Raw genomic sequence first — 12218 nt, 5'->3', positions numbered from 1 at the left:
TGGCGGTGTGCGCGATATCGACATTCCTTTTGAAGGAGTAATTGGTAATATCAAGCGTCGTTACCATGAGACTAACAGTGACTACACCCGTACCCAGATGCGTCTCTACATGAATGAGCTAACCTGTGGAACTTGCCACGGCTATCGTCTCAATGACCAGGCCTTGTCTGTCCGTGTGGGTGGGGAGCAAGGACCACATATCGGTGAAATCTCAGACCTGTCTATCGCAGACCATTTGGAATTAGTGAGCCAGCTGACCTTATCTGAAAATGAAGCCATCATCGCCCGTCCCATTCTCAAGGAAATCAAGGATCGATTGACCTTCCTCAATAACGTAGGCCTCAACTATCTGACTCTGTCACGTTCGGCAGGAACCCTTTCAGGTGGGGAGAGTCAGCGTATTCGCTTGGCAACCCAGATTGGGTCCAACCTATCAGGTGTCCTTTATATCCTGGATGAGCCGTCCATTGGTCTTCACCAGAGGGATAATGACCGCCTGATTGCCAGTCTGAAGAAGATGCGTGACTTGGGCAATACTCTCATCGTGGTGGAACACGATGAAGATACCATGCGTGAGGCGGATTATCTGATTGACGTTGGTCCGGGTGCTGGTGTTTTTGGTGGGGAGATTGTTGCTGCAGGTACGCCCAAACAGGTGGCTCGCAACAGCAAGTCTATCACAGGCCAGTACTTATCAGGAAAACGAGCGATTCCAGTGCCTGAAGAGCGTCGTTCCGGAAATGGTCGTTTTATCGAGGTGACGGGTGCGCGTGAGAACAACTTGCAAAATATCACTGCTCGCTTCCCATTAGGAAAATTCATTGCGGTGACAGGTGTGTCAGGTTCAGGGAAATCGACCTTAATCAACAGCATCCTCAAAAAAGCTATTGCCCAGAAGCTCAACCGCAATTCAGACAAGCCTGGTAAATTCAAAACCATCACAGGGATTGAGCATGTCGATCGTCTGATTGATATTGACCAGAGTCCAATCGGACGGACGCCGAGGTCCAACCCTGCTACCTATACGGGAGTTTTTGACGACATCCGTGACCTCTTTGCCCAGACAAATGAGGCCAAGATTCGAGGCTACAAGAAGGGTCGTTTCAGTTTCAACGTCAAGGGTGGTCGTTGTGAAGCCTGCTCAGGTGACGGGATTATCAAGATTGAGATGCACTTCTTGCCAGATGTTTATGTGGCTTGTGAAGTCTGCCATGGAACTCGCTACAACAGTGAAACCCTAGAAGTTCACTACAAGGAAAAGAACATCTCGCAAGTCTTGGATATGACGGTTAATGATGCGGTGGAATTTTTCCAACACATTCCAAAAATTCAACGCAAACTCCAGACTATCAAGGATGTAGGGCTGGGCTATGTAACCTTAGGACAACCAGCTACCACCCTTTCAGGAGGAGAAGCCCAGCGTATGAAGCTGGCTAGTGAACTCCACAAACGATCGACAGGAAAATCTTTCTACATTCTCGATGAGCCGACGACAGGACTTCATACCGAAGACATCGCTCGTCTGCTCAAGGTCTTGGCTCGCTTTGTCGACGATGGCAATACAGTCCTCGTCATCGAGCACAATCTGGATGTTATCAAGACTGCAGACCATATTATTGACTTGGGACCTGAGGGCGGTGTCGGTGGTGGAACCATCATTGCAACAGGAACTCCCGAAGAAGTAGCGGCCAACGAAGCCAGCTACACAGGACACTATTTGAAAGGAAAGTTAAAATAAGATTTAAAAGGCTCTGCTTTTTTAGGCAGAGTCTTTTTTATAATAAATTACGAATTTTTTCTTTTATAAATGGGTTAAGAGAATAGTGTTTATCCAGATATTCTAGGAGTGCTTGAGCAGACTCAGAAATGCGTTCGTAACCTTGCAAAAAGTGAGGTAATTGCTTGGCTTCCTTTGGATAACCTTCTTCAAATCGTCTGTTGGTATTAAAGATATCTATAAAATTAGATTTAGAAGTTGTTTCCAAACTGATTAGTTCAGTCCAAAGCTTGACGGATCTGTTTTGTATTAAATCATAAGCAGCTAATTTTTCGCCTCGCTGATAGCGACCTAGCCCTAAATATAGATTACATAAAATTTCTCCCAACAGCCATTCACGATCTCTGTTTTCTTTTGATGGCAGTCTTTGTGGCTGACAGATTGTTTCATCAAAACCGACCTCCTTCCAGATAATCTTGCCTTCAGAGAAGGGAATGTTTACTAGTTCGTGAGCTTCAAAGACAGCAAATTCACAAAAAACATCATCTTCAAATAGAACTTTATGTCCGTCCACTGTATTTTGGTAGTGAAATGCAATTGGTTCTAGCTTACTTAACCAGGTTAGGTCTTGGATATAGGTCTGCTTGTAGCCATCTTTTACAATAACAAAGAAGTCTAAATCTGAGTACTGATCCAATCGTTCTCTTTCTGTTCCGCAAGAACCAAGCGCCAGCAAAGCTAGTGCTTGGTTCGAATCTTTTAGAGACTGACCAATCTCATCTAGTCTTTGTAACAGCAATTCTGTTTTATTCATATCGATACCTCATTCTTTCTTGTTTAACAGAAATTATACATTAAGCGCTTTCAAATGTCAATTTTATCTAATCTTAGCTATATAGATTGTATTATTTTCGATATTTTTTTGCTATAATAAATTAAATCATTTTATGGAGGTTTTCTCATGTTATCAAGAGTTGAAAAATTTGAAGTAGCCTTAAAACAGACAGAGTGTGATGCTGTCTTAGTAACCAATCTGAAGAATATTTACTATCTGACTGGTTTCAGCGGGACAGAGGCGACAGTTTTCATCAGTAAAAAGCGCCGGATTTTTCTGACGGATTCTCGTTATACTCTTATTGCCAAGGGCGTGGTTGAGGGCTTTGACATTGTGGAAACGCGCGATGCGGTTGGTGAAATTGCTAAAATTATAGCGGACGACAAGCTGGAAAAAATTGGCTTTGATGACGAGATTTCCTATGCTTACTTCAAGATGCTGGAAAGTGTGTTTGCTGGTCATGAGCTGGTTCCAATGACTGGTTTTATTGAAAATCTGCGGATGATCAAGGATGAGCAAGAAATCGCAACCATTCGTAGGGCCTGCCAGATTTCTGACCAAGCCTTCCTAGATGTACTGGATTTTATCAAGCCCGGTGAGACGACTGAGCTAGCCGTTATGAACTTTTTAGATGCCCGTATGCGCCAGCTAGGTGCTTCAGGTGCTTCTTTTGATTTTATCATCGCTTCGGGCTACCGCTCTGCTATGCCACATGGCGTGGCTAGTGACAAGGTCATTCAAAAGGGTGAAACCCTGACCATGGACTTTGGTTGCTACTACAACCACTATGTCAGCGATATGACGCGGACAGTTCATGTGGGGCAGGTGACAGATGAAGAGCGGGAGATTTATGATATTGTCCTGCGCAGCAATCAAGCCCTCATAGATGCAGCCAAGGCTGGTCTCAGTCGAATTGATTTTGACAGGATTCCGCGCCAGATTATTAACGATGCAGGCTACGGTCCTTACTTCAGCCACGGGATTGGACATGGGATTGGTTTGGATATCCATGAAATTCCTTACTTTGGCAAGTCAGAAGAGCCAATCAAGGCTGGCATGGTCTTGACCGATGAGCCGGGTATTTATCTGGATGGAAAATACGGGGTGCGTATCGAGGATGATATCTTGATTACGGATACAGGTTGCGAATTATTGACCCTTGCTCCAAAGGAATTAATTGTTATTTAAGAAAATTAAGATAAATCATTGACTTTTATATTTTAAAGGTTTATACTGATAGACGAAAACGGTAGGTGAGGCTACCATAGGGATACGGATGACTACCGCAAAGCAGTGGAGACACTACTCGTTGGTCAACAGTCCTGGTCGCGAAGGCCAAGACTAAGCTCATTACATCGCCCTATGGAGTTAAAGCTTGAACGAAAAAACAGATAATTAGTTTTTTAATCCTGCCATTTTATGGTGGGATTTTCTACTGTTTTAGAACAAGGAAAGGAGACAAACGATGCAAATTGACGATCATCCAGAACCGCACATACACAGCCAATCGCTGATTTGTGTCGTTCTGCCCTTATAAAGTGATTGGTCTCTGTGTATGAAACACATCATTCATACAGATAGGAGAAACCAATGAAAACTACAAAAGAAAGATTAGCAACAGCTATTCACACACCCTTAAACGAAACTCTATCTTTTTATAAGACAAGTCTAACAGGCTTGACTGAGGAGCAGGTGGAGAAAAATCGTGACCTATATGGCGAAAACACCATCACCAAGGGTCAAGAAGACAGTATCCTCAAAAAGATTTACGAATCTATTATCAATCCATTTACAATCATCCTGCTGGTCATCGCTATGATCTCCATGGTGACCAATGTCTGGTTGGCGAAGCCTGGACAAGAAGATCCGACGACCTCTATCATCATCGTCGTTCTCGTATTGATTTCTGGTGGCATACGCTTTGTCCAAGAACTGCGGAGTGACAAGGCTGCGACCAATCTATCAAAAATGATTGTGAACACTGCCACAGTTATTCGCGAAGGCCAGAGTTTAGAGGTCGCAATTGAAGATTTGGTCGTTGGAGATATAGTCAAGTTAAGTGCTGGGGATATGATACCAGCAGACCTCATTTTAATTGAATCACGCGATTTCTTTGTTCAACAGTCTGGTTTGACAGGTGAAAGTGACTCGGTTGAAAAACTAGCCTTGTCAAAAATGAGTCAGTCAAACTTCGATAGTCTGCTAGAAGCAGAAGCGCTCGCTTTTATGGGAACCAACGTGATATCAGGAAGTGCCAAGGCTTTGATTCTAGCGGTTGGTGATGATACCATGATGGGAGAAATCGAGCAGACTCTCAATACCTATGACGAACCGACCTCTTTTGAACGGGAGATGAACAGCATCTCTTGGCTCTTGATCCGTTTGATGTTGGTCATGGTTCCCATCGTCTTTCTCTCCAATGGCTTGACAGATGGCGACTGGCTGGAAGCTGGCGTATTTGCACTGAGTGTTGGTGTTGGTTTGACACCTGAGATGCTTCCTATGATCATCACGGCTAGTTTAGCAAAAGGCTCCATTATCATGGCCAAGGAAAAAGTCGTCATCAAAAAACTCAATGCCATACAGGACCTAGGTGCTATTGATATCTTATGCACGGATAAAACCGGAACCCTTACCCAAGACGAAATTGTCCTTGAATATCCTTTGGATATACACGGAGATTTGGATTTGTCTGTGTTGAGACGGGCCTACCTCAATTCCTATTTTCAAACCGGTTTGAAAAACTTAATGGACCGTGCTATTATCAGTAGAACTGAAAAAGAAGCTAAAGAACACGCTATTCTACAAAATTTAGATACTAGCTTCCAAAAAATAGATGAATTGCCCTTTGATTTTGAACGTAGACGGATGAGTGTCATCGTCAAGGATGAAAACGAAGTTGTTAGTTTGGTAACCAAGGGTGCCCTAGAGGAAATGCTTGCGATTTCAACCCATGTGGAATATCAAGGTCAGATTAGCCCTCTGACGGATGATATCCGAGTGGAAATCTTAAAAGAAGTAGATCAACTTAATCAACAGGGATTGCGAGTCTTGGGAGTCGCCTATAAAACAGGCCTAAAAGAAGGTTTTGCTTACTCCGTTGAAGATGAAAAAGAGATGATTCTAACCGGATATCTTGCCTTTCTAGATCCACCAAAACCATCAGCAGCACCTGCTATCCAAGCTTTGTTAGAACACGGTGTTCAAACAAAGATCTTGACGGGAGACAATGAGAAGGTAACCCAAGCAGTATGCGAAAAAGTTGGTTTAGACGTTGATCAAATCTTGTTGGGTTCTGATATTGACGCTATGACGGACGAAGAATTGGCCCAAGCAGTTGAGAAAGTGACTGTCTTTGCCAAACTCTCTCCGGATCAAAAAGCACGAATCATTTTACAAATCAAATCGAATGGACATTGTGTCGGCTATATGGGAGATGGGATCAATGATGCCCCTTCTATGAAAGTGGCAGATGTGGGGATTTCTGTTGATACAGCAGTAGATATTGCCAAAGAAACGGCTGATGTCATTTTGTTAGATAAGGATTTGATGGTGCTTGAAAAAGGGCTGGTTGAAGGACGCAAAGTCTATGCTAATATGACCAAATATATCAAGATGACGGTCAGCTCTAATTTCGGGAACATTTTCTCTCTGCTAGTGTCTGGTATCTTTTTACCTTTCCTTCCTATGGCTCCGATTCACTTGATTGTGTTGAACCTCGTCTACGACCTTTCTTGCATTGCCTTGCCATTTGATAATGTGGATGAAGACTTTTTGAAACATCCTCATAAGTGGGAAGCTAAGTCTATTACTCGCTTTATGATTTGGATGGGTCCGATTTCTTCTGCCTTTGATATTTTGACCTTTATCTTACTCTATTTTGTCATTGTCCCAATGGCGACAGGTCAAGCCTATGCTCACGGAGCAGAGTCTGCAACGGGCTTTATTATTTTGTTCCAGACAGGTTGGTTCATTGAATCCATGTGGTCCCAAACCATGGTTATCCATATGCTCCGTTCAGCAAAACTTCCTTTCTTACAAAGTCGTCCATCATGGTTTGTTCTTGGGACAACCTTGCTAGCAGCTAGTTTTGTGACCTTTCTTCCCTACTCTTCAATTGCTAGCCTGCTTCATTTAACCCCTTTGGAACCAATTTATTTCCTCTTTTTGCTTTTGATTATCGTTCTCTATATGATAAGTGTTACAGTTGTGAAACGAATCTATATCAAAAAATTTAAAAGTTGGTTATAAATTGATTTTGTCAAGAAAAAAGTACGAAAATCGCGAAAAAAGTTAAATTTTTTTAAAAATAGGTCGCAAGTCGGATGTTTTTTATGGTATAATAGACTAAACTGATAGTAACATGTAGCGAAAGGGGTAGGTACATGATCAAAATTTATACAGTCTCAAGTTGTACTAGCTGTAAAAAAGCGAAAACCTGGCTCAATGCCCACCAGTTAAGTTATAAAGAACAAAATCTCGGTAAAGAAGGAATTACAAGAGAAGAGTTATTAGATATTCTAACGAAAACAGATAATGGAATCGCCAGTATCGTTTCGTCAAAAAACCGCTACGCTAAGGCACTTGGAGTTGACATCGAGGATTTGAGTGTCAATGAAGTGCTCAACTTAATCATGGAAACACCACGGATCTTAAAGAGTCCGATTCTCGTTGATGAGAAGCGCCTGCAAGTCGGCTATAAAGAAGATGATATCCGTGCCTTCTTGCCACGCTCTGTCCGTAATGTAGAAAATGCAGAAGCACGTCTACGTGCAGCTCTATAAAACATCAAGGCTGGGAGTGACTCCTGGCCTTGTTTGCTCTTTTGTTTTAAAATCAAGTGAGGAATTATGAAAAAGTTACTAATTGCTAGTTTTACTCTCCTCTTTTTGCTTGCGGGATGTGGGCAAAAAAAGGAAACTCCTGCTGCTTCTACAACAGCATCTGAACCTCTCCAATCCAACCTTCCCGTTTTGGACAATGCCGAAAAGAATACGGTTGTCACCAAGACCTTGCTGATGCCGAAGTCAGAAAATGGGACGCAACAGATTCAGACCATTACTTATAAAGGCAGTCAGTTTTTGACCTTGACCATCCAGCAAAAACGACCTGTCGGGGATGAACTCAAGACCTTTATCTCTGAAAATGGCCTAGAGGAAACGCAAAAAGCGCTTCTAGAAGCTGAAGAGAAGGATGAGACTATCCAAGAGGCACGCAAACTAGCAGGATTCAAACTGGAAACCAAGCTACTCAGCGAGACAGAAATCCAGACGACAACGACTTATGATTTTCAAGTGCTGGATGTCAAAAAGGCATCTCAGCTGGAATATTTAAAAAATATCGGTCTTGAAAATCTCTTAAAAAACGAACCTAGCCAATATATTGCAGATAGAGTGGCAAATGGGGCGACAGAACAATAGAAAATCCAAATTAATAGACTGACTTATTTGTAGAACGTCAGGGAATGTGCTATAATAGTACTATTCTAAGGAAAGAGGGTGTTAGAATGGGATTTACTGAAGAAACTGTACGGTTTAAATTGGATGATTCCAATAAGAAAGAAATTAGCGAAACGTTGACAGACGTCTATGCTTCTTTGAACGACAAGGGCTACAATCCGATTAACCAGATCGTCGGTTATGTACTGAGTGGTGACCCTGCCTACGTTCCTCGTTATAACAATGCACGAAATCAAATCCGTAAGTATGAGCGTGATGAAATTGTTGAAGAACTGGTACGCTACTACCTTAAGGGACAAGGAGTCGATCTATAATCTATGAGAATTATGGGATTGGACGTCGGTTCAAAAACAGTAGGGGTGGCGATTAGCGATCCCCTAGGCTTCACCGCTCAGGGACTTGAAATCATTCAGATTAATGAGGACCAGAGCCAGTTTGGTTTTGACCGTATCAAGGAATTGGTTGACAGCTATAAGGTAGAACGCTTTGTAGTAGGTTTGCCAAAGAATATGAACAATACCAGCGGTCCGCGAGTAGAAGCTAGTCAAGCCTATGGTGCCAAGCTAGAAGAACTCTTTGGTTTGCCAGTAGACTATCAGGATGAGCGTTTGACAACGGTCGCTGCGGAACGTATGTTGATTGAACAAGCAGATATCAGCCGTAACAAACGCAAGAAAGTTATTGATAAGTTGGCTGCTCAGCTGATTTTGCAAAATTATTTAGATAGAAAATTTTAAGACAGAGGAGAAACTATGTCACACGATCACAACCATGACCACGAAGAACGTGAATTGATTACACTAGTAGACGAGCAAGGAAATGAAACCTTGTTTGAAATTCTTTTGACCATCGATGGGAAAGAAGAATTTGGTAAAAACTATGTTCTGCTAGTGCCAGTTAACGCAGAAGAAGATGAAAATGGTGAAGTTGAAATCCAAGCTTACTCATTCATCGAAAATGAAGACGGAACAGAAGGCGAATTGCAACCAATCCCAGAAGACTCAGAAGACGAATGGAACATGATTGAAGAAGTCTTCAACAGCTTTATGGAGGAGTAAAAATATCCGGGGGATATTTTTACCCCAGTTCCTTGAAATAAGAGAGAACTGGTAAATCTGGGTCTGGGAGACTGTATCACCCCAACTCCTAGAAACTAGAAAGAGTTGGAATATCCAGTGGATGTTTTTAGCCCTGCGTCAGAAATTAGGAACGCAGGAACGTTTGGGGAACATTTTTACCCTTACGCTAAAAATAAAGACCGTCAGTAAGTCCGGGGGCCGTTTTTAGCCCACGTTGAAATTCATAGTAGCTAGTGATTAGCTAACCAGGTAAGAGGTCGGGATTTTAGTCCCGACCTCGCTTTTTATTTGTAATCATACTTTGATGTGGTAGTTGATTGGACTTTTGTTAAGGAGACATGTATGTTTGAAGTAGAAGAATGGCTGCATAGTCGGATTGGTTTAAATTTTAGATCTGGTCTTGGACGAATGCAGCGAGCGGTGGATTTGTTGGGGAATCCTGAGAAGACATATCCTATTATCCATGTAACAGGGACTAACGGTAAAGGGTCAACTATTGCTTTTATGAGGGAGCTGTTTGTTGCTCATGGTAAAAAAGTTGGTACTTTTACCTCTCCTCATATCATCAGTATCCATGATCGAATCTGTATCAATGGACAACCGATCGCGGAGGAAGACTTTGTCCGTATAGCTAACCAAGTCAAGGAGATGGAGAAAACTCTCTTAGAAACACATGATCAATTGTCTTTCTTTGAGTTGTTGACCTTGATTGCCTTGCTTTACTTTAAAGAGCAGGGAGTGGATCTAGTTCTGCTAGAAGTGGGGATAGGTGGTCTACTTGATACCACTAATGTTGTAACAGGAGAGATTGCAGTTATTACTTCGATTGGGCTAGATCATCAGGAGACCTTGGGCGATAGTCTAGAGGAAATAGCCGAGCAGAAAGCTGGTATTTTCAAGGCTGGCAAGAAGGCAGTCATTGCCAAGCTTGCTCCAGAAGCGGAGCTTGTCTGTCAAAATACAGCAAGAGAGTTAGCTGTTGAACTTTATCAAGCTGGGCGAGACTTCACCTTGAAAGCTGGAAATTTCTCAAGCAACCTAGCAAGCTTTTCCCAGCTTGAAATCGGTTTGGAAGGTGTTTATCAGCAAGAAAATGCCGCCTTGGCTTTAGAAACTTTTCTTCTGTTTATGGCGTCAAGAGGTGAAAGGGTCGAAGAAGAGTTTGTCAGACGGGCTTTGAAGGAGACACATTGGGCAGGTCGATTGGAACGGATTCGTCCACAAATCTACCTAGATGGGGCTCACAATCTGCCAGCCTTGACTCGTCTAGTCGAGTTTATCCAAGGGAAAATCCAGCAAGGTTACCAGGTTCGCATCCTTTTTGGAGCACTTAAACGCAAGGATTATCAGGGGATGCTAGGCTATCTATCTAAGCAGTTGCCTGAGGTGGAACTTAAGGTAACAGGCTTTGACTACCAAGGCTCTCTGGATGAAAAGGATGTGGCGGGTTACGATTTGATTTCTTCCTATGGCGGTTTTATCAGAGAATTTGAAGAAAAGGCCAAAGATCAGGACTTGCTTTTCGTGACGGGATCCCTCTACTTTATCTCGGAAGTGCGAGGGAGTTTGGTTGGAAGCGATGAGATTAGTTGACCTTATAGGTTTAAGTTGCTATACTGTAGGTAGGAGGTATATCTGGAAACGATTCCAGCAAAACATTGGCACAAAAAGAAAGGAAATCGCTATGAAAACGAAAACATTCACACTTTCTATTGCTTCCCTAGCAATTCTTAGTCTTTTAGCAGCTTGTGGACCTAAGGCACAAGCCCCTACCCAGCAATCTGCTCAGCAATCATCTACTCAACAAGAATCATCTTCTAGCGCTACGACAAGTGCTAGTCAACCACAGGCATCCTCAAGTCAGGACACTACTGTAGCTCAACCTACTAACATTGATGGTACCTATACTGGAAAAGATGAGAATGACCAAATCACTCTTGTTGTAACAGGTAAAACTGGTACATGGACTGAGGTCGAGCCAGATGGAGATAAGGAAATCAAGCAAGTCAGCTTTGAGCCAGAAAATCAACGTGTCATTATCGGTGATGATGTCAAAATTTACACGGTTAATGGTAATCAATTGATTATCGATGATATGGACCGAGAGGCATCTGACCGAGTGGTATTAACTAAGCAATAATGATTAAGTAAAAGTTCCAATGAGATGAAAGCTATCTTTTTGGAGCTTTTTTCTTGAAAAAGGGTTGGCTGTTCTTTACTAACTTTTTACTTAAAACGCTTACAAATGTTTGTAAAACTTCTTATAAGGTCGTATACTTATAGTAAATAATCAATTAGCGCAGAGGCGCAGGAGGAAAAGCATATGGCTACATTTTACGTTCCATCAGTTAACCTTATCGGTAAAGGTGTTGTAAATGAAGTAGGCCCGTATATCAAGGAACTGGGGTATAAGAAGGCCCTTTTGGTGACAGATAAGTTCATCGAAGGCAGTGATATTTTACCTAAGGTCCTAAAACCATTAGATGCTGAAGGGATCGAATATGTGATTTTTAGCGATGTGGAGCCAAATCCGACTTGCAAGAACGTTACAGATGGGCTTGCTGCTCTGAAAGAGCATGGATGTGACTTCATCATCAGTCTTGGGGGAGGGTCTCCTCAGGATGCCGCTAGTTGTATCTCTATCATCGCTACAAATGGTGGAAAACCTCAAGACTATGAGGGTCTCCACAAGTCTGCTAAAAAAGGCTTGCCAGTGGTTGCAATCAATACAACAGCTGGAACTTCTGCAGAAATCACCATTAACTATGTTATTACTGACGAAGAGCGCAAGGTCAAGATGGTAATGGTTGATAAGAATAGCCTTGCCCTTATCTCTGTCAATGATCCAGAACTCATGCTTTCAAAGCCGAAAGGATTGACAGCAGCGACAGGTATGGATGCTCTTACTCACGCTGTCGAAGCCTTGGTAACACCAGGTGCTTATAATGTGACCAAGAAACTTTCTATCGGAGCGATTGAACTCATCAAGGAGTATCTTCCTCGTGCTGTGGCAAATGGCCAAGATATTGAAGCGCGTGAGGGTATGGTCAATGCCATCTTCCTCGGTGGTATGAGCTTTAACAATGCTGGTTTGGGTTATGTTCATTCTATGGCTCACCAACTCGGTG

General features: G+C 42.5%; 12 protein-coding genes and 1 riboswitch. Of the genes, 11 read left to right on the top strand and 1 reads right to left on the bottom strand.

The window, feature by feature from the left end; all coding sequences use genetic code 11:
* The coding region (uvrA, locus tag O3622_RS09745; protein WP_371607403.1) for an excinuclease ABC subunit UvrA at window positions 1–1738 on the top strand (1738 nt) is incomplete at its 5' end.
* 37 nt (window positions 1739–1775) lie between these two features.
* Here the strand turns inward: uvrA and O3622_RS09740 are convergent.
* Window positions 1776–2531: a hypothetical protein gene (locus tag O3622_RS09740; RefSeq protein WP_044021488.1), complete on the bottom strand. Its 756-nt coding sequence runs from the start codon at window positions 2529–2531 to the stop codon at window positions 1776–1778.
* A 147-nt stretch (window positions 2532–2678) separates the two neighbouring features.
* Here O3622_RS09740 and O3622_RS09735 point away from each other — a divergent pair, with 147 nt between their 5' ends.
* The 10 genes from O3622_RS09735 to O3622_RS09690 form a co-directional block, all read left to right on the top strand.
* On the top strand, window positions 2679–3740 hold the full coding sequence (locus tag O3622_RS09735) for a Xaa-Pro peptidase family protein (RefSeq protein WP_044021487.1): 1062 nt from the start codon (window positions 2679–2681) through the stop codon (window positions 3738–3740).
* Window positions 3741–3795: 55 nt separating this feature from the next.
* A riboswitch (M-box (ykoK) riboswitch) is annotated at window positions 3796–3947 on the top strand.
* A gap of 195 nt (window positions 3948–4142) precedes the next feature.
* Window positions 4143–6803 (top strand): magnesium-translocating P-type ATPase, encoded by a 2661-nt coding sequence (mgtA, locus tag O3622_RS09730; protein WP_371607402.1) that lies wholly within the window; start codon window positions 4143–4145, stop codon window positions 6801–6803.
* A 134-nt stretch (window positions 6804–6937) separates the two neighbouring features.
* A complete protein-coding gene (gene spx, locus O3622_RS09725) occupies window positions 6938–7336 on the top strand; it encodes a transcriptional regulator Spx (RefSeq protein WP_000591165.1) in 399 nt (132 codons plus the stop codon).
* 66 nt (window positions 7337–7402) lie between these two features.
* Window positions 7403–7972 carry an SP0191 family lipoprotein gene (locus tag O3622_RS09720; RefSeq protein ID WP_242746270.1) on the top strand — a complete coding sequence of 190 codons (570 nt, stop codon included), beginning with the start codon at window positions 7403–7405 and terminating at the stop codon, window positions 7970–7972.
* A gap of 86 nt (window positions 7973–8058) precedes the next feature.
* Window positions 8059–8325, top strand: a complete 267-nt coding sequence (locus tag O3622_RS09715; protein WP_000507059.1) for an IreB family regulatory phosphoprotein — start codon at window positions 8059–8061, stop codon at window positions 8323–8325.
* Window positions 8326–8328: 3 nt separating this feature from the next.
* Window positions 8329–8748, top strand: coding sequence for a Holliday junction resolvase RuvX (gene ruvX / locus O3622_RS09710; protein ID WP_314977981.1), 420 nt, complete (start codon window positions 8329–8331; stop codon window positions 8746–8748).
* A gap of 15 nt (window positions 8749–8763) precedes the next feature.
* Window positions 8764–9069 (top strand): DUF1292 domain-containing protein, encoded by a 306-nt coding sequence (locus tag O3622_RS09705; protein ID WP_000017624.1) that lies wholly within the window; start codon window positions 8764–8766, stop codon window positions 9067–9069.
* Window positions 9070–9432: 363 nt separating this feature from the next.
* The gene (locus O3622_RS09700) at window positions 9433–10683 is read left to right on the top strand and encodes a folylpolyglutamate synthase/dihydrofolate synthase family protein (protein WP_371607401.1); all 1251 of its coding nucleotides are present in this window, start codon (window positions 9433–9435) and stop codon (window positions 10681–10683) included.
* Window positions 10684–10774: 91 nt separating this feature from the next.
* Complete coding sequence (locus O3622_RS09695; protein WP_070799905.1) at window positions 10775–11230, top strand: SP_0198 family lipoprotein; 456 nt, start codon at window positions 10775–10777, stop codon at window positions 11228–11230.
* Between the two features lie 183 nt (window positions 11231–11413).
* Window positions 11414–12218: iron-containing alcohol dehydrogenase (locus tag O3622_RS09690; RefSeq protein ID WP_371607400.1), on the top strand; the 805-nt coding region annotated here is incomplete at its 3' end.

The sequence above is a fragment of the Streptococcus sp. 27098_8_51 genome, assembly GCF_041432205.1.
GTDB lineage: Bacteria > Bacillota > Bacilli > Lactobacillales > Streptococcaceae > Streptococcus.
This window is presented reverse-complemented; position numbering and strand designations above follow the sequence as displayed.

Excerpts from the sequence above, each read along its gene's own strand:
- O3622_RS09740 (WP_044021488.1), bottom strand. The coding sequence starts at position 2,531 with ATGAATAAAACAGAATTGCTGTTACAAAGACTAGATGAGATTGGTCAG.
- O3622_RS09735 (WP_044021487.1), top strand. The coding sequence starts at position 2,679 with ATGTTATCAAGAGTTGAAAAATTTGAAGTAGCCTTAAAACAGACAGAG.
- mgtA (WP_371607402.1), top strand. The coding sequence starts at position 4,143 with ATGAAAACTACAAAAGAAAGATTAGCAACAGCTATTCACACACCCTTA.
- spx (WP_000591165.1), top strand. The coding sequence starts at position 6,938 with ATGATCAAAATTTATACAGTCTCAAGTTGTACTAGCTGTAAAAAAGCG.
- O3622_RS09720 (WP_242746270.1), top strand. The coding sequence starts at position 7,403 with ATGAAAAAGTTACTAATTGCTAGTTTTACTCTCCTCTTTTTGCTTGCG.
- O3622_RS09715 (WP_000507059.1), top strand. The coding sequence starts at position 8,059 with ATGGGATTTACTGAAGAAACTGTACGGTTTAAATTGGATGATTCCAAT.
- ruvX (WP_314977981.1), top strand. The coding sequence starts at position 8,329 with ATGAGAATTATGGGATTGGACGTCGGTTCAAAAACAGTAGGGGTGGCG.
- O3622_RS09705 (WP_000017624.1), top strand. The coding sequence starts at position 8,764 with ATGTCACACGATCACAACCATGACCACGAAGAACGTGAATTGATTACA.
- O3622_RS09700 (WP_371607401.1), top strand. The coding sequence starts at position 9,433 with ATGTTTGAAGTAGAAGAATGGCTGCATAGTCGGATTGGTTTAAATTTT.
- O3622_RS09695 (WP_070799905.1), top strand. The coding sequence starts at position 10,775 with ATGAAAACGAAAACATTCACACTTTCTATTGCTTCCCTAGCAATTCTT.